This is a genomic window from Nocardia pseudovaccinii NBRC 100343, assembly GCF_001613225.1.
GTDB lineage: Bacteria > Actinomycetota > Actinomycetes > Mycobacteriales > Mycobacteriaceae > Nocardia > Nocardia pseudovaccinii.
In genome coordinates this window covers 1-17,082 of the sequence record NZ_BDBY01000258.1, presented here as the reverse complement: position 1 = coordinate 17,082, position 17,082 = coordinate 1, and the positions used below count along the sequence as shown (strand labels likewise).

General features: G+C 65.3%; 17 protein-coding genes and 1 pseudogene. 7 read left to right on the top strand and 11 right to left on the bottom strand.

Features of this window, described 5'->3' with window-relative positions; all coding sequences use genetic code 11:
• Positions 1-1,209 precede the first annotated feature (1,209 nt).
• Positions 1,210-1,632, bottom strand: a complete 423-nt coding sequence (locus NP3_RS49995; protein WP_063045498.1) for a DUF4190 domain-containing protein — start codon at positions 1,630-1,632, stop codon at positions 1,210-1,212.
• Positions 1,633-1,716: 84 nt separating this feature from the next.
• On the opposite strand from NP3_RS49995, the gene NP3_RS32150 reads away from it, so the two are divergent.
• Positions 1,717-1,905, top strand: coding sequence for a hypothetical protein (locus NP3_RS32150; protein ID WP_157124699.1), 189 nt, complete (start codon positions 1,717-1,719; stop codon positions 1,903-1,905).
• Entirely contained in the window at positions 1,902-2,147 is a 246-nt protein-coding gene (locus NP3_RS32145) for a hypothetical protein (RefSeq protein ID WP_063045496.1), read from the top strand. Before NP3_RS32150 ends, NP3_RS32145 begins: the two co-directional genes overlap by 4 nt.
• 235 nt (positions 2,148-2,382) lie before the next feature.
• Here NP3_RS32145 and NP3_RS32140 read toward each other — a convergent pair whose 3' ends face one another.
• A complete protein-coding gene (locus NP3_RS32140) occupies positions 2,383-2,742 on the bottom strand; it encodes a DUF4254 domain-containing protein (protein ID WP_063045504.1) in 360 nt (119 codons plus the stop codon).
• A gap of 1,517 nt (positions 2,743-4,259) precedes the next feature.
• On the opposite strand from NP3_RS32140, the gene NP3_RS32130 reads away from it, so the two are divergent.
• A complete protein-coding gene (locus tag NP3_RS32130) occupies positions 4,260-5,120 on the top strand; it encodes a helix-turn-helix domain-containing protein (protein WP_063045494.1) in 861 nt (286 codons plus the stop codon).
• On the opposite strand, the gene NP3_RS32125 is transcribed toward NP3_RS32130, so the two are convergent.
• Both NP3_RS32125 and NP3_RS32120 read right to left on the bottom strand, forming a co-directional pair.
• Positions 5,121-5,945, bottom strand: coding sequence for an ABC transporter permease (locus NP3_RS32125; protein ID WP_063045493.1), 825 nt, complete (start codon positions 5,943-5,945; stop codon positions 5,121-5,123). It lies immediately after the preceding gene.
• Positions 5,942-6,841, bottom strand: a complete 900-nt coding sequence (locus NP3_RS32120) for an ABC transporter permease (protein ID WP_084509279.1) — start codon at positions 6,839-6,841, stop codon at positions 5,942-5,944. The genes NP3_RS32125 and NP3_RS32120 overlap by 4 nt, the downstream gene beginning before the upstream one ends.
• Before the next feature lie 409 nt (positions 6,842-7,250).
• Here NP3_RS32120 and NP3_RS32115 point away from each other — a divergent pair, with 409 nt between their 5' ends.
• Positions 7,251-7,751, top strand: a complete 501-nt coding sequence (locus NP3_RS32115; RefSeq protein ID WP_245721197.1) for a hypothetical protein — start codon at positions 7,251-7,253, stop codon at positions 7,749-7,751.
• Here NP3_RS32115 and NP3_RS32110 read toward each other — a convergent pair.
• Both NP3_RS32110 and NP3_RS32105 read right to left on the bottom strand, forming a co-directional pair.
• On the bottom strand, positions 7,748-8,185 hold the full coding sequence (locus NP3_RS32110; protein WP_063045502.1) for a DUF4254 domain-containing protein: 438 nt from the start codon (positions 8,183-8,185) through the stop codon (positions 7,748-7,750). The genes NP3_RS32115 and NP3_RS32110 overlap by 4 nt on opposite strands.
• 222 nt (positions 8,186-8,407) lie before the next feature.
• Positions 8,408-9,181, bottom strand: a complete 774-nt coding sequence (locus tag NP3_RS32105) for an SDR family oxidoreductase (protein ID WP_245721196.1) — start codon at positions 9,179-9,181, stop codon at positions 8,408-8,410.
• 47 nt (positions 9,182-9,228) lie between these two features.
• Between NP3_RS32105 and NP3_RS32100 the strand changes: the two genes are divergently transcribed.
• The gene (locus NP3_RS32100; RefSeq protein ID WP_063824969.1) at positions 9,229-9,573 is read left to right on the top strand and encodes a winged helix-turn-helix transcriptional regulator; all 345 of its coding nucleotides are present in this window, start codon (positions 9,229-9,231) and stop codon (positions 9,571-9,573) included.
• Positions 9,574-9,634: 61 nt separating this feature from the next.
• Here the strand turns inward: NP3_RS32100 and NP3_RS32095 are convergent, their stop codons facing one another.
• Positions 9,635-10,939 (bottom strand): TIGR03118 family protein, encoded by a 1,305-nt coding sequence (locus NP3_RS32095; protein WP_063045500.1) that lies wholly within the window; start codon positions 10,937-10,939, stop codon positions 9,635-9,637.
• A gap of 176 nt (positions 10,940-11,115) precedes the next feature.
• On the opposite strand from NP3_RS32095, the gene NP3_RS32090 reads away from it, so the two are divergent.
• Entirely contained in the window at positions 11,116-11,622 is a 507-nt protein-coding gene (locus tag NP3_RS32090) for a peroxynitrite isomerase (RefSeq protein ID WP_063045488.1), read from the top strand.
• On the opposite strand, the gene NP3_RS32085 is transcribed toward NP3_RS32090, so the two are convergent.
• Positions 11,623-12,738 (bottom strand): hypothetical protein, encoded by a 1,116-nt coding sequence (locus NP3_RS32085; protein ID WP_063045486.1) that lies wholly within the window; start codon positions 12,736-12,738, stop codon positions 11,623-11,625.
• Between the two features lie 227 nt (positions 12,739-12,965).
• Between NP3_RS32085 and NP3_RS32080 the strand changes: the two genes are divergently transcribed.
• Positions 12,966-14,120 (top strand): BTAD domain-containing putative transcriptional regulator, encoded by a 1,155-nt coding sequence (locus tag NP3_RS32080; protein WP_245721195.1) that lies wholly within the window; start codon positions 12,966-12,968, stop codon positions 14,118-14,120.
• Positions 14,121-14,130: 10 nt separating this feature from the next.
• On the opposite strand, the gene NP3_RS32075 is transcribed toward NP3_RS32080, so the two are convergent.
• The 3 genes and pseudogenes from NP3_RS32075 to NP3_RS50800 form a co-directional block, all read right to left on the bottom strand.
• Positions 14,131-15,915, bottom strand: a complete 1,785-nt coding sequence (locus NP3_RS32075) for a penicillin-binding transpeptidase domain-containing protein (protein WP_063045482.1) — start codon at positions 15,913-15,915, stop codon at positions 14,131-14,133.
• Positions 15,916-15,979: 64 nt separating this feature from the next.
• Positions 15,980-16,843, bottom strand: a complete 864-nt coding sequence (locus NP3_RS32070) for a GNAT family N-acetyltransferase (protein WP_084509271.1) — start codon at positions 16,841-16,843, stop codon at positions 15,980-15,982.
• A gap of 88 nt (positions 16,844-16,931) precedes the next feature.
• A pseudogene (locus tag NP3_RS50800) lies at positions 16,932-17,082 on the bottom strand (flavodoxin-dependent (E)-4-hydroxy-3-methylbut-2-enyl-diphosphate synthase); the annotation flags it as partial.

Below are 17,082 nucleotides of genomic sequence, written 5' to 3'. Positions count from 1 at the left end.
AGAAGGTCCGCGACGCGATTTAGTATGCCGACTTCTCGGCGGCAGCTTGCGCGGACGTAAGGGCTGACCTCCGCATACCCATCACCTTTCCAGCCGCTATCGTGTGCTCACTATTTCCGATCGGAATAGTTGAGGAGAACCGATATGGGACGAGTTGTCTCTTGCTATGACGTCGATTGGGCGCAGGTGACCTACTACCAGCGCGACCCGGCGGGACAGATGTCGTGGTCGATTTCGCCGGAGTGACCCGGCAGCTCGATCGGGTCAACCGCGGCGAGACTAGGCTGAAACTGCCACGTGCACAGCGGATTTCGCAAATGCGCCCGGTCCAATATACGCTGATACAGTCAACCACTGAGCGATCGGTTTGGTGGGCCCGAATACTCCTGGCTGAGCCTCGAACCGTCGCAGACGGGTTCGGGGCTCATTCAGATTCTGTTGCCGGGCGAGCGGGCGGCAGGTCGCATGGTACGTACGGTCGCAAATCATATTTCCCAGTGATAGCTGACGCATGGGACCTGTCGGCGCGGCCGCTTGGCGATACGACGACGAGGTCGGTGACCAGACCCTCACGCGACTGCCCGGCTGGAGCCGATGGTGATTCCGATGGGGTATCAGAATCGAGCCGAAAGGATGGCATTGATTCGTGCTCGGCGGAAGTCGTCCACCGCAGGTTCCCGACTCGCCCCATCTCACCGATGTCTCACACTTTTCGGTACGCAAGGCTATGAAGAGCCTGGGTGAATGACGTTGTGCGTGACCGGGTGCGTCCTCGTCCCACCCGGGGAGCGGTCGCGATCATTGTGGCCGCAGCGAGGTAGTCCGCTGAGCACACGCCACCCGTCCATCTGGCCGGTGACGGCGGGCCGGGCCGCGGCAGTTGCCCTCGTCGCCCTGCTCGCGTGGGCAGTTCGCGTCCGGATCCCGGGATACCGCACCGGCCCAACGACATCGGAACGATCTGGTAGCCGGATGTTCCGGCATGCTCGCCGCCGTAGCGCTGGTGTCCTACTTCTTCGCTACCTGGACTCAATACCTGGCCGTGGCAGTCGTGCCGTCTTCGCTCTATCCGATCGTCCCGGTGATTCTGGGCGTGTCCGCGCTACGGAGCGACTGCGCCGGAGCCAAGTCATCGGGCTGGCTGCCGCGTTGCTCGCCAGCACGATCATCGCGACCTCCTGATCGCGGCGACTCGGTAACGGAGGTTGCTCACAACAGCTGCGGCAGCATGATGAACTCGGCGGTAAGTGCCAGGACGGACAGGACGATTCCCGCGACAGCCAGTGCCTTGGCACTGCGCTGTCCGGTGCAGCCGACGATCCCGAGGACGAGTCCGGGAATTGCGAAGGGGAGGCCGACCAAAGGTCGCACGCCGGTCAGGTCGATCATCGGCAGGAATGGGAGTACGCACCCGATGACGCCGAGGATCGCCGACGCTACGGCGAACCATGGACCCCGCCGCTGACCGGTCGCGTGCGGACCGCCTTGCCATCCGGGATCGTTGGTATACACCCAGGGTTGTTGCTGCTGATAAGGATTCGGACCCGGCGGCGGGATGGGCGCGGAGTATCCGGCGTTCGGGCCGGGGTTCCAGGTCGGGTTGACCGGTTCCGGCGGCGGGCTATACGACATCGGTAATCCTCACTCACGAAATCCCCGAGAATGGCCTTCTATCGTTCGCGAGCCACGATAGCCGCATACCGAACGTTCGGCCCGATGCCGATGCGGCCAGGGCCGCGGCGGGCGCTCGCCGACCGGTTATCGACCGAGCCGTTCTGGCGCGCAGCGGCTGTCAATCTGTATCTGGCCCAAATCCGCTGGGCGGAAAGCAAACCGACCGCGCGGTTGATTCAACGGGCAGGTGCGGTCGCGGATGGTGCGCTGATCGACCATCCCGCGCAGTGATTGAAGGCGGCCTTCCGGGCGCACTGCGCACTGCACGGCCGGAGACAGTGCTCGCGATTGCAGGTGCCCTTTCTCGTAGCGGTGAGTTGGCCAGCCTGCTTGCCGCGGTGACGCTGACCCAGCAGTGCGAGAATCACTTCGGCTGGTCGGCACCGTGGGTCGAACTGCTCGGCACACTGCGCGCACACGACATGATCGATATTCGCGCCGCGGCGGCAGCGGTCTGGATCGTTGCCGAATGAGTTCGGACACTGTCTATTTCGCTGGCAGTGGCGAATTCCGTGGCGGGCGTGCCGCGCCAGTCGACCACGCGGCACGCCGGGCGGGGCGCCCCGTTGCGCCCGCCGTCACTGTGCCGGCGACGTTGGCGTCCGGGTCGGGTCATTGGTCGGACAACGCGGACCTGGGACGTCGCCAATTGAGCAGTAACGCTGCCGGGCAGTGTCACTATTGCGGACGAAGGTCGCCGTCGAGACTTTACTGTTCAGGCAAACGGCGGCGGCCACCGGCCACGTCGGTTACCAGATCAGTGTAGCCGTCGACGAGTTCCGCCAAGTGGTACCAGTGTTTATGGGTATTGTCGCTACGCGCGCCATCGACATCGATGGCGGTGTTGGCATCCACCCAGCTGCGCGCCATCCGATCCACCACCGCACCGAGGCTCTCGGTATGTAGCGAAGCACCATTGCGATGCTGCGGGACCTCCTGCGCAATCCACTCATTGATATCGTCGACGAGTTCGCTACGACGGCAATCGATTTCGGCCACGAGGTTCATGTCCTGAATCTCGGCACGGCGTGCGTGCAGTTCGGCGAGGGCGTGTGCGGAACGCAGCAATTCACGATCTTGAAAACGTCGTCCCTGAAATGCACACAATATCTGCGGAGCGGTCGGCAGCACCCCCACCGTAGGCGCGCTCATCGCCGTACCCCGAATTCACCCGACACCAACGCGCTTTGTACCAACATGATTGGCTCTCGATTCGGTTATCCCGGTCATCGGATCGGTTCTTCACAACTAGCGTAGCTGGATCATGCTCTTACAAATGCAAGAACGCAAGAGTGCGTTCTCATTGCTGCGGTAACGACATGGTCACCGGGGAGCGACCCCACAGACAGCTAGTGACAACGACTTTCACGCTCGATACTCGCGGGGAGCTGGGCCGGTGGCCAAGAGTTTGCCACATCATCGCCCGGCGCGTGGGCAGTATGCGATCGCCGCCTACGCTCGGGGAGTCCCGAGGTAACCAGTCATCCAACGGCGGCTTGTTCGGATCGGCGACGGCCTGCGCGTGGATGAGCGCGCGCCAACTCGGCGCGGATACGCGCGGTGCATTCGATCGGCGTACCCCGGCGGCAGCTCGGACAGACCGGCGGCCACGTCGATACCGGTGCCCGACACCGCGATCCAGATCTCCGCCGGAGGTCGGCGCGGTAGATCGGCGAATCGCCGAGTCTGTACGCGGGGATTCCCGTCCCACACGATATCCACTCGCCCGTCGGTGCGGACGCGGTCCTCCTCGTTCTCGCGGTCCTCGTCGGCGACGGAGGAACTTCGCGGCGAAATCCGCGCCGTCCATTTCGAATCGTTCTTCACCGTTGGCTAATTCGGTGAGGCCGATATCGTGCAGCCCTGTTCGTGCGCGCCCGATTCGCCGTGCGGCACTAGCCAACTGAGTCGACGGCGATGAAACTGGTTGTGCTGCAACAGATCATCTCCTCGAACCACCGCAGCGTAGACCCGAGCCCGGGGACAGTGCTGCGTGAAACGGACATGGGCCAACTCCTGATCTGATCGTGCCGTCCTGAATTCGGAGAAGCCAGATGTTCGGCCCATGCGCGCGCCAATTCAGCGCCGTGATCCGCAACGAGCGCGAGTGCCATATTGATGCCCGCGGCCACGCCCGCCGAGGTGAGGACCGTCGCGCACGTAAATGGCAGCGGCGGCCACATCGCTTCCGGGACAGCACGCCGCGCGCTACCGCATGCCGGTCAGTGCGTGGTGGCCCGTCGCCCGACGAGGAGCGCGGCCGCGGCCGAGACGAATGCCCGGCCGGATCGAGCAGCAGCACACCATTCGAAACCGCCACCACGAAGTCGCCGTGCTCGGCCGATCTCATGCCCCGGTCTCGAGAATACGGTGCCGCGACTACAAGGACGAGCACCCATAGATCCGGCCACCGAACCGCGACCTACCGTGACAAGGGAATATCGCAGCGAAAACTCCGAACTTCGTTGCTGCAAAAGGCGGTAGTCTCTGACCACGCTGCGAATGCATATTTGCGTGTGTGGCGGGCACTTACTACAGACATGTACGCAAGAGTGCTATCGGGTGCGCCGGGCGAAAGGGTTGTCATGGCAGGCAAGCGCACAGTCCTCACCGCGGGTTTGCGGCGGCTCTCGGTGCTGCTGACCGAGATGCGCGAACACGCGGGGCTCAGCAAAGAGGATGTCAGCGGCAAGACCGGCATCAATATCACCACGCTGTACCGCATCGAGACGGCGCAGGCGCGCCCGCAGCGGCGCACGCTGATGGCGATGCTGGATCTCTACGGCGTCACCGAACAGCAACGCGACGATGCGCTCGAACTCCTGTCGGACGCGCTCAAGCCCGGGATGTCGCGGCCATACGAGGCGACGCTGACCGAGGTGCACGCGGCCTATATCAACTTCGAATCCGAGGCGCTCTCGGCTCGGCACTACCAAACCTCCTACATCCCGGGGCTATTGCAGACCTCGGACTATGCCGAGGCGGTCATCGACACCAATATGCCGAAGCTGGACGGAGCCACGGTGTCGCACAATGTGCGGGCGCGGATGGATCGGGCCATGCATCTCACCAAGCCGGATCCGCTGGAACTGTGGGTGGTGCTAGACGAAGCCGCGATCCGACGGATGGTCGGTGGCCCCGATGTCATGAGGGCACAGCTGAAGCGGCTGCTCGACGATTCGCAGATGAAAAACGTCATCCTGCAGATACTTCCGTTCAGCGCGGGGGTGCATCCCGGCATGGCCGGATCCTTCACACTGCTGGACTTCAAGGATCCGGCCGATCCGGAACTGGTGTACGTCGAGGGCATCGCGGGTGATCAGCTGATCGAGGGCCATCCCCAGATCCGCCGCTTCGGCATTATTTTCGACCAGCTGCGCGCCATGGCGCTCAGCCCGCGCGACTCCATGGCGCTGATCGACCGGGCCTCCAAGGAGATGAGCTGATCAGCTGCGGCTGGCTCGTCGATAGCCGACCGCCGCCGGGATCGCGAAGACTACGAGCGCGCCGACACACCAGGCGATGGTGGCCAGTAACGGGTCGCGCACCGGCCCGCCGACGGATAGCCCCTTCATGGCATTGATGGCGTAGGACATCGGCTGATTCTTGACAATCGGCTGGGCCCACGGCGGATAGGCGACCAGCAGCACGAACCCGGTGCTGAAGAACATCATCAACGATGATCCGAGCGAAACAGCCTCCACCAGTGCGGCTTTCGCACTGAATACGGCCACCGCCGTGACCACGGTGGCGAAGGCGATGCCGAACAGCAACGGCACTCCGAACAGCGCGATACCGGCGAGCAGCCCTTGCCGGAATCGGAAGCCGAGCGCCACACCCACCGCGAACATCACCGCCGTGCACAGCACAATCCGGATCCCTTCGGCGACAATGCGCGCGATCAGTCCGGACGCGCGGTGCACCGGCAGCACCCAGAAGCGGGCCAGCAGACCTTCGTCGCGCTCGCGTCCGAGGGTGATGGCGCCTGCCACCGAACCGGACATCACCCCGACCAGCGCCGACATCGGCACGAAGCCGTACAGCGCACTCACCTCGGAGAACTCCGAAATCTGTTTTCCTAGAACGGTATTCAGCACGATCAGCAGGAGCGCGGGAAAGACGAGCGACTGCACGACGGTCAGCGGATCACGCCACCAGCGCATCAGCAGCCGCTTGGTCTGGATCATCGTCTGCGGGATCAGTAGACGCCAAGTCTCGGTCCGACCGTAGACCTTGGGCAATTCCGCCGTGGGAGTCAGTACCTCGGTCATGCCGACCTCCGGATCGAAACGAATACCGCGCCCGCACCGAAGAGAATGATCTGACCGAATATCCAGGCCAGCCCGGGCCCGAGGATCGACCAGCCGACCACGCCCGCGTGGCCCGATGGATCACCGGCCAGCGCGCGCAGCCCGTATACGTACTGCGAGACCGGCTGGTTGCGTGCGAACCCCTGGATCCAGTGCGGAAATTGGCTGACCGGGGAAAGTCCGCTCGACACCATGCCGAGGATCAGCTGCGGCAGGATCAGCGCCTGGGTGGTCGCCTCCGGGCTCTTGGTCAGACTGCCGAGCAGATCGGCACCCAGGCACAGCGCCAGCCCGATCAGCATCGCGAACCCGATGAAACCGAGTGTTTCCCACCAGCTTCCATAGAAGCGGAAGCCGATCACATGGCCGCAAACGAGGGCCGCGGCCAGCGCGATTCCCGCCCGGCCCAGCGCGGTTGTGACTCGCGCGGCCAGCGGCACCGGCGAAAGCATCGGCATCGATCCGAACCGCACATTGAGCCCGTCCTTCGCATCGGCGGCCGCTCGGAATGCGGCCGTGATGGCGCAGAAGGCGATCGCCTGCATGGCGATCATGGGCATGAGGAATTGCGCGTAGTTGCTCAGCCCGCCCCGCCGGGCCGGGTTCAGCGACATCACGAGGTTCAGCGGGACGTAGAAGCCGACGGTGAAGACCACCGGCGCGAGCAGCGCGGTGAATAGTTCACCATTGCGCCAAGACGGCCGGACCAGGCGTGAGGTCAGCGCCCACCATTGCGCCACCGTCGCCATCCGCGGCGGTGGCGCGTCCACCAGCCGCTCGCTGCTCAGGCGGCGGTTTTCCCCGTCGCCGCGGTCCTGCTGAACGGTGCTCGATACCGCGTCGCTACCGATGCTCATCTGCACGCTCCCATCCTGCGCGTCAACCGTGCTTGTCGGTGGGGAACCGGCTGTTCTCAGCATGTCGCACGCAGCCGCAGCCGGTACTGCTTTCCGCACTCTTCGAGTACGTATCGCATGATCAATCTCGCTGCCTCTCGTCCCCTGCCCACCGCAATCGGGCGCGCCGCCACCGTGTCGGGCGGGCGGCTCGTCGTCCAATCTCGCCGGACCGATGACGTTTCGATACCGTCCCCGGGTGTCGCAACGACGACTCCGAGGGGGCGATGAAACCCACCAAGGTGTTGTGCCGACCCGAGTAGAACGGCGTCTCAACGGCGCGTGAATTATGCAGTGTCGCTATCGGTTTCGACGGAATGTCCGATTCGCGAGGTGACTACCGTGCACGGGGTGAGTAATGTATGCCCCGATGACCAGCATGGAAGCCCGTTTCCGTGAAGCAGCGCGGACCGTGCCCCTCCCCAGTCCTTGGAATCTGTCCGCCTACCTCGCAAGTGTCGCCGCGCACCGTGGTCGTTCCATCTCGCTGCAGGCGATCCCCGCGGCCGCGCTCGCGGATATCGGATGTCGTGGCAGCGGGCTCTGGATCGCGCGCGGTCACGACGACATCATCGGCTACGACGCGTCCGCCACCGAGCGCAATGCGGATCACATCATCCTGCACTTGATCGGTCACATGCTATTCGGGCACGGCAAGGAAGGCACGGAGGCGGGCGAGCCGATCACACCGTCGCTGGCCGCACTGCTGCCGTCCATCTCACCGTCCTCCATCAAGCATGTACTCGGCCGCGAGCATTTCGGCGCCGACCGCGAACGGGAAGCGGAGGTATTCGCCGATATGACCATGGTCTATGCCACCCTGCCGCGCCGCCCGGCGCGTTCGTTCCGACTTTTCGGGCGCGGGCGCTAGCCACCGGGTAGTCGGCGGGTGCCCTCACGTAATCCGTCGATGAGATCCTGATAGCTATCCGCCAGCTCGTTGAGCTGCACCCACGCGTCATAGAAGACGGGTTCCGGCGCCTCGGACAATGGCACGAAGGCCTGCGTGGTCATTCTGGCCAGCCGATCCACGATCTCGCCGACGGTTTCGGAGTGCAACTGCGCCTCGGAGCACGGCACCGGCATCGCCAGCGTCACCCACATATCGATCGAGCGCACCAGTTGGCCGCGCCGCCGATCCAGCTTGGGGATCTCGCGCACCGGCGTCCGCTCCCGGATTTCGTGCAGTTGCGCCAACTCCCCTGCCGCCTCCAGCATCGGATGATCGTCGTGCGGCAGCCCGCGGCATGCGGCCAGCAACATATCCCGCCCCGGAACCATCCGGTTGTTTCCGACATTTCTCATCTGGGCCTCCCACCGACGCCGGAACGCGCCGCGATCGGCGAACCTCCCGACCAGCAACGTCGTTTCCACACCGCACGACCGCACGTGACACTTCGATTATCGACCCAGATCCGTGCCCGCGATCGGAAACGCCGATATCAATTTGTTACAGACCGGCGCGCCCGTGGCAAATGCGCAGTAACCCGAACTATGGTCCGATGCTCAGCGACCGCGTAGCTTCGACTACGCGGGTACGCCCTCCGCCAGATAATCCTGACCACCGACATAGAACGTGCGACCGGATTCGCTTGCGGCACTTGCGGCCTCGCCGACGACGGCGGCGAACGCCTCGACGGTGGGCAGTGCACCGTGATCGCGGCGAGCCGAAACCGCCTCGGGATTACGGCGTTCCAGCAAGCGGACAATGATCGTGCCGTCGATCATGTCGCCGGATACCACGTTCAGCCCGATACCACGCTCGGTCAGCTCCGGAATCATTGCGCGCAAGGCGTCTTCACCCGCACGCTTGCTCGCCGCGATCGGCTCATAGTCCGCCGGAACGGGTTTGCGGCCGTGGAAGTGGGCCTGATGGCTGGTCACGAAGACGATCCGGCCACCGGACGGCAGGTGCGGCATGGCTTCCCGCACCAGGCGGACCTGCGCGTCACGGTTCAACGCCATCGCGTAGTCGGGTGCGGCATTGCGCTCGAGACCGCCGGATGCGTTGAGCACCAACACATCCAGCCGACCGAACTCCGTCACCATATCGGCGATCATCGCCGCGGTGGCGTCCGCATCCGCGATGTCCGCACCGGCGATCGAGGCACTGCCGCCGACAGCGCCGATCTCATCGGCGATCGTCTGGGCGCGCTTGCGCTTCTCCCGATAGTTGATGATCACGTGATCACCGCCCGCCGCCAGCACTTTCGCCGTCTCGGCCCCAATCCCCCGCGACGCGCCGGTGATCAGCACAATCCGTCGTTCCGTCGAGTCGCCCACCATCTGCCTCTCGTTCATCAGCCCACAGCAACGCTTCTAATTTAGAATCACTATGGTAGTTCGAAATGAGAAGTGCAAATGGAGCCAAGCCGTCGCGCGGGCGAAACGACCCGGCGCACGCGCCCATGCTGGCCACCATGGAGCTCATCGGCCAACGCTGGATCCTGCGCGTCCTCTGGGAGTTGGAACCCGGCCGCCTCGGCTTCCTCGAACTGCGCCGCCGCATGGGCAACTGCTCGTCGAGCATGCTCTCGACCCGCCTGCAGCACCTCCAGACCGCGGGCGTGATCACCAAGAACGCGGACAAAACCTACGAACTCACCCCCGCGGGCCTCGACCTCACCGCGGCCCTCCAGCCACTCTGGAGCTGGTCCGAACGATGGACCCCGCCATCCCCCACTTCCGAGTAGGACATGCGACAAAGGCGGTCCCCGGCGCACTGCCGGGAACCGCCTTCGCCTGACGACAGGGTTACTTCAAGCGGAGCTTGCCGAACAGCCCTTCCTTCTCGTCATCCGGGCCCGCGGTGAAGTACAGCGAGTCGGCATCGCCGAGGCTCTCGCCATTGCCGAACATCAGCGCCCACAGACCCTCGATCTCGACCGGCTGGCCCTTCTCATCGCGCAGGTAGTCGACGAACTTGCCGGTGACGTCGTCGTAGGCGAGCACATGGCCGAGGCCACCGAAGTTGCCGACGAGCAGCTTGCCGCTGAGCGGACCGAAGTTCGCGGGCGCCACCGCGACACCCCACGGCGCATTGAGGCGACCGCCGTCGTCGAGGATGCGGACCAACTTGCCGCTGCCGTCGAATTCCGCGACCTTGCCCTTGGCGGGCTTGCCCTTGGCGTCCTTCTCCTGGTCCTTGTCGAGCGAATCCTCTTCGGCTTTGTCGAACTTGGACGCGTCCTGCTCATCCGGCTTGGTGTCCGCGTACGAAACGAATACGCGGTTGCCGATGGTGGTCACATTGAACGGGGCGGGATCGCCGGGCTTGGCCTTCTTGCCCTTATCAGGGGCGGCCGCGTCGATCTGGTCGCCGGTGGCGAAGGGGTTGGCGAAGCCGACGGTCGGGATCAGCTGCCAGTCCTTGTCGAAGGTGCGGACCTGCGGGTTCTCGCCGAAGTCGGCGGCGAGCAGCTTGTCACCGGACGGAGCGAGCGCGATGCCGAAGAATGCCATGCCCTGGGACTCGCCGTCGAAGACCAGATTCGCCGGACCGTCGTGCCGGATGATCGCGCCCTCGGGTCCCTGCTCGGTCCAGGCCGAAATCTTGCCGGAGTCGGTGGCGAAAATGAACCGCGACGAACCGGTCAGCAGCACCGGCGCACCGTCGACATCCACCGGCTGGTCACGCACGACGAACAGGTCGGAGGTGATGGGAGCACCGTTGAACACGACGCCGGTGGTCTTGCCGATACTCTTGTCCGAGGTGTCTGCATCCGCACCCGGAACCGTGACTATCTTCAGCGGATCCTGGAACAGCTTCTGCACCTTGGGATCCGCGGACGCGCTGACATCGCCGACGAATTGGAACGATTTACCGCCCGCGCCGACCCAGAAGTGCCCGCCCGCACCCTTCGGGCGATCGGCTAGGCCCCACGCGTTCACCATATCCGGAAAGGTGTACTGCGCTTTGTATTCGGCAGTGTTGGCGGCGAGGTTGGTCTGCGCGTAGTGATTGCCGTCGAGGGCAGGCACTTCATCGTTAGACGACTTCGAATCCGAGCATGCCGCGGCCACAACCAGGGCAGCGCCGAGCACCGAGGCGCGCAGCAGACCGTTGCGGGCCCGCGACCGCCAGGCACCGTTGCGGCGCAATTCACTAAGGCGTGCGTTCAACTTCTTCGTCCTTTCCAGCCACTCGCAACCCTCATTTGGCGATTAGGCGACGCTAACCTTAGCTTGGTGGAATTTCGACCGTATCGGAACGCCCCGAATCCGACGGGTTTAAGCTGTCGCGCGTGGTCGCCCCCCAACCTTCCGTCGCCCCCCATCCGGATATCGCTCCGCTCGCTCCATTGCTCGGCACATGGCGCGGACCAGGGCACGGTGAGTACCCGACCATCGAGTCATTCGACTATGTCGAGGAAATCAAGTTCGGCCACCTCGGCCGACCGTTCCTCACCTACCGGCAGCGCACCCGCGCCGCCGACGGCAGCCGGCCGATGCACGCCGAAACCGGTTATCTGCGGTGCCCGCGCCCGGATCACGTCGAATTGATCCTGGCCCACCCGACCGGCATCACCGAGATCTGTGAGGGCAGCCTCACCATCGTCGATGGCGAACTGCGGATGGAATTCGATTCGACCAGCATCGGCCGCAGCAGTACCGCGAAGGTGGTGACCGCCCTCGGCCGTTCGATCAAGTTGGTCGGGGACACCATCGACTACACCCTGCGCATGGCCGCGGTCGGCGAACCACTGACCCACCACCTCGCGGCGACCCTGCACCGCGCCTGATCAGTCGCGGGACGGATCAGGGCGCCACGGCACGTGCGGTCGGCCCGCGGCCTGAGCGGCGGCCTCGGCCGAATGTAGTTGGTACGGCGTGATACCGCCCGCCTCCCAAGCGCCGACGGAACCCGCCGCAACGGCCTCGGGTGACTTCGCGGTCAATCCGATCTCGTTGCGCACCACCGCGATCGGCCGATCGGCCAGCGTGAACCAGTCCAGGTCGAGGAAGTCGTGGCTGCCATGGGTGAGCGCCCCGCGTCGCATGGCATCGCCGAGGCGCGTCGCCATGCCCGCGGTGCTCAAATGTCCTTCGTTGGCTTCGAACAATCCGGCTCCGGCATGTAGGTAGCCGGTTTCGAAGAGTGAAATCACCATGGCGAGCAGGCTGAACGCGCGCGGGTCGTCATTGGCGCGTGCCATGAATGCGAAGACCTCGATCTCGTTTTCCAGCGTGGTGCCGTATCCCGCGAGCACATGCACCCAGTCGTGCTGGGCGAGCAGCGGCGGCGCGGAACCCGGCAGGCCGGGCGTGACGAAACCGCGGTCGGCATAGAAATCGGAGACGCCGCGGCCGAGCGTACCGACGGGGAACTCACGCAGGGTGGCCCAGTGCGCGGCCAACGCCGGATCATCGCTGACCTGCCCCCAGGACGAATCCAGACTTTCGGTGTGCAGCGCGGTCAACCGGCTCGGATCCAGCCCACCGAGATAACCGTTGCGATCGAAGTCGACCGCGGCGAGTTCGATCGCGCCCTCGGCATATTTCCGCGCCACCGCGATCATCTCGTCGTCGACCTCGAGCGCGTCGGCGAACTCCCGCAGTTTGGTCGCGACCGCGGGCGGCAACGGCCGCACCACCAGCGCGGACAGCAGCATCGTCTGCACGATCCGCTCCCGGAAGATCCGATTGCGCCGGGCCAGACCGACCGCGAAGGTCTCCGCATCGACGGGCGGCAGCGTCTCCAACTCGACTCGATGTCCGGTCATCGACAGGAACAGCGACGGAATCAGCAACTGCTGCAGCGGGGTCAGCCCGTCCGCGCCGGACGCCGCGGCGACCACACCGCTGGCCAGCAGCTCCACTTCGGCCGCATCGGGCGGGGTCAGCAGTACATCTTCCATCCGGTCAACTCCAACAAGATCGCCGACAATGTCCACCCCGGCGGTGGACGATCACATTATCGATCCGAATCCGGCACGGCGCGTAGTCATTTCGCCGATGGCGTAGTCGCGCCGGGCACGGCGTGCCATCGGTGCGTATGCTGAATTCCATCGCGTGACGCTTCCGTCGGCGAAACAGCCGTGGGGCAGCGGCGGTCCGGAAGCAGATTGCGCTCGGAGGGAATCTGGTGGGCTCTGCGGGCTCGAATCGACCGGCGCTCGATCTTCGAGTGCTCGGACCGGTGCGCCTGCTGGTCGATGCTCGAGCGATACCGTTGCCCGGCGCCAAACTTCGCGCGCTGCTCGCCATGCTCGTCATCAACCGCCGCAATGCTGTCGCGAAAACCGCGCTGGCGAACAGCATCTGGGAAGAGGAGATGCCGAATCGCTCCGTCGACGGCCTCTACGCCTACGTCTCCAATCTGCGCACCGTGCTGCGTTCGGCCGGGGTCGACGACCGGGCCATCCTGCGCACCGTGCACGCCGGATACCTCCTCGATATCGGCGAGGATCAATGCGATGTCGGCCGCTTCGAGCGGGCGAGGACCCAGGGCTCGCTGGCCTTCACCACCGGCGATCTGGAAACCGCGGCCGAATGTTTCGCCGACGCGCTCGCGGAGTGGAGTGGTGAGGCGGTCGCCGGACTGCGCGGACTGCGTTTCGCCGACAATTTCGCCACCGACATGGACGAACGCAGGTTGAATGCCATCGCCGATCGCCTGGACGCGGATATCGCATGCGGGCGCGAAGGCGCGGTCCTGGGCGAACTGACCGCACTGACCACCGAGCACGCCGTGAACGAGCGGCTCTGGCGACTGTTCATCTCCGCGCTCTACCGCGCGGGCCGCCAGGCCGACGCACTCGCCGCCTGTCTGCGCATCCGCCGCAACCTCGCCGACCAGCAGGGCATCGACCCGGATCCGCGCACCCTGGCACTGGAGTCGGCGATCCGCAGCCAGCAGGCACTGCCGACGGTCTCCTCCTCCCCCGGGGCGACCAAACGGGATCTGCCCGATGTGCTGCGGCAGGCCTGGCTGCGGGTCGGCGACGGTGAGGCGATCGCCATTCCGCCGACCGGGCTGCGGATCGGCCGGGAATGGGATAACGACATCGTGCTCGACGATGCCCGGGTCAGCCGTAAACACGCGCGCATCGTGCCGCGCGAGAACCGGATCTTCATCCGGGATCGGGATTCGGCCAACGGCGTCTACGTCAACGGTGTGCCGATCGGTGCCGATACCGCACTCGCGCACGGCGATGTCATCCGAATCGGTTCCACCACACTGCGTTACGAGATGCCCGATCGCGGCGCCCCGCCGGAATCCACCAGTCGCACCAACTGAGCGGGGTTCACTACCCTGCGGGCAGGGCGGCGAGCATATCCCGCGTCACCGCAACGGCATTGTCCGAACTGCCGCCCTTGACCAGCAAGGTCGCGAAGGCCAGATCCCCGCGATAGCCGACGAACCACGAATGCGAGCCGCCGTCGACCTCGGCCTCCCCGGTTTTCCCGTACACCTCACCCTGGTCGGCAATGCGCTCGGCGGTACCGCCGGTGACCACCTTGCGCATCATCATGCGCAAACCATCGATCACTTCGGACCCGATGGCCGGACGATCCCCTTTGATCTCCGTTGTACGTCCGGCGATCAGATACGGCACCGGCGCCGACCCGTGCGCGACGGTCGCGGCGAGCACCGCCATTCCGAACGGGCTCACCACCACCTTGCCCTGCCCGATGCCGTCCTCGGTTCGCTGGATCATATCGTCGGCCGGTGGCACCGAACCCGATTCGGTCGGCAGGCCCGGAACCGTATAAGCCTGTCCCACACCGAGTTTCGCGGCGGTGTCGTGTAGCGCGTCGGCGGGCAGGTCGCTGGCCAGTTTCGCGAATGCGGTATTGCAGGACCGCTCGTAGGCGGTGGCCATAGTTACGTCACCGAGCTGGAAGAGGTTGTAGTTCGGAATTGTCCGCTCCCCGATGACAATTCGGCTCGGACACGGCAAAACCGTTTCGGGCGTGGCCTTTCCGAGCGACATCGCCGCGGCTGCGGTCACCGTCTTGAAGACCGAGCCCGGCGGATACTGGCCGATGGTAGCCACCGGACCGGCACGGTCGGCCGCCCTGTTCTGTGCGACAGCGAGAATCGCGCCGGTCGACGGCCGCAGCACCACCATCATGGTCTGTTCCTCGCGGCCGCTGACAGCGCGCTGCGCGGAGTTCTGCACATTGCGGTCGATGCTGAGCGAGAACGACGGGGCGGGTTGTGCGGGCACCTCGGTGAGCACGTCGGTATCGGCGCCGTTGGCATTCATGGTGACAACGCTCCAGCCCGCCTTGCCGTCCACCTCGGCGATCACCGTCTTGCGCACCTGTGCCAGCAGATCGGGTGCGAAATCCCGGTCGGTGGGGACCATATCCCACTGCTGAGTCAGCGTTACCCCGGGCAGACCGATGAGATCTCCACTCACCTGGTCGAATTCGTACTCGCTCAACAGCGCGACGGTGTACTCGCCCTTGGCGGCGTAGGCAGCGTTCAGGATCGCCTCGGGGGTGAGCCGGTCGTCGAAGCGATGCAACGCCGCCGCCAGCGAGGTCGCCGTATAACCCGGATCCGGTGCGGAGGCCACGGTGAACGCGACCCGAGATACCTTGCCCGGCACCAGCACATCACTGCCGGACTGCTCGTTCACCCTGGCGCGCGGGGCCGGGTTGGCGCGCAGTGCCATGGTCTGGGTGGCGCCGAGTTTGGGGTGGATATCGGCGGAGGTCCAGCGCACCATCCAGCGGCCATCACTGCGGCCCATCTGCAACTGGCCGGTGTATTTCCAGATCCGGTCCTTGGGCAGGCGCCACTCGTAGGTGTATTCGACAGTCGCGGTATCGCCGGTGACCCTGGCCGCGCCGGTATGCGCGGTCAACTTCTCGGCCTGCAACTCGTCCCATGCGGAACGCAGTGCGGCGGTAGCCTTCTCGGGCTGACCGGTGAGTTCGGCCGCGGCCTCGATGTCGTGGCGGGCGAAGGCGGAAAGGAAGGCATCGGCCGCGGGCACCGGTCCCTGCGGGTCGGCCGAGCAGCCGGATCCCGCCGCCGCGAAAGCCGCGACGGCCAGCGTAATGAGCATGCGAGTCGACATCGGGACCGATCGTATAGTCAACCGCGAGCAAACGGCTGTGGCACACCGATGTTCGGTGCCGCGTTCAGTCGAGCAGCACGGTCGCGAAGGTGGCGATCTGCCGGAATCCGACCCGGCTGTAGGCGCGGCGGGCAATGCTGTTGTAGTCGTTCACGTAGAGGCTCGCGGTACGGCCCGAGGCAACCACCGCATTCGCCACGGCGGCCGTACCGCGGGTGCCGAGGCCAGCACCGCGACGTTGCGGATGTACCCACACGCCCTGGATCTGCCCGGTACGCCGGGACAGCGATCCGACCTCGGCCTTGAACACCACTTCGCCGTCTTCGAAACGCGCCCAGGCGCGGCCGGATTCGATCAGGCTCTGGATCCGGCGCCGATAGCCGCGGCCGCCGTCACCCGCGCGCGGATCGACCCCGACCTCCTCGATGAACATGGCGATGGCCGCGGCGAGATAGCGCTCCAACTCATCGGGCCGAACCCGGCGGACCTGCGTATCGGCGGTGGCCAGCGCGGGCTGGCCGAGAGCTAGCAGCGGCTGCGCACCGCGTAGCTCGCGTTCCGGTCCCCAATGCGCGGACAGCATCTCCCACAGCGGCAGCGTCAATTCCTGACGCCCGACCACCGAGGAACACACCCGCGGCCAGCGGACCGCCCGCGTGGCAAAGGCGCGCAACGCATCCTCGTCACCGCGCAGCGGCACCAAATTCGCACCGGAGAAGCAGAGCGATTCCGACGGTCCACCCCGGCTCCACAGTTCACCGTGTCCGACGCCGGTATCCAAGCCGAATTCCTGTAACCGCGCCGCCACCATGCACGAGGCGATCGGATCGCTGTCCAGCACCCGCAGCACCTGTGCCAGATCCCGATTCGCGAGCTGACGCGCGGGGGCATCCTTGGCCCGTCGCGCCGGCTCCAGCAGACTCCGCACATCGACAGCCTGCCACGAATCGGTCGACTGTGGTACGGCTACTCGGGAACTCCCGCCCGTAACGACCGCTTGCGGGTCGCTCGAAAGGTCAGCCGACGGTGACGACGGGTTCGCCCACGCCTTCCGTCTCGCCCATCTCTTCGGCAATGCGCATGGCCTCTTCGATCAAGGTCTCCACGATCTGCGCCTCCGGCACGGTCTTGATGACCTGCCCCTTGACGAAGATCTGGCCCTTGCCG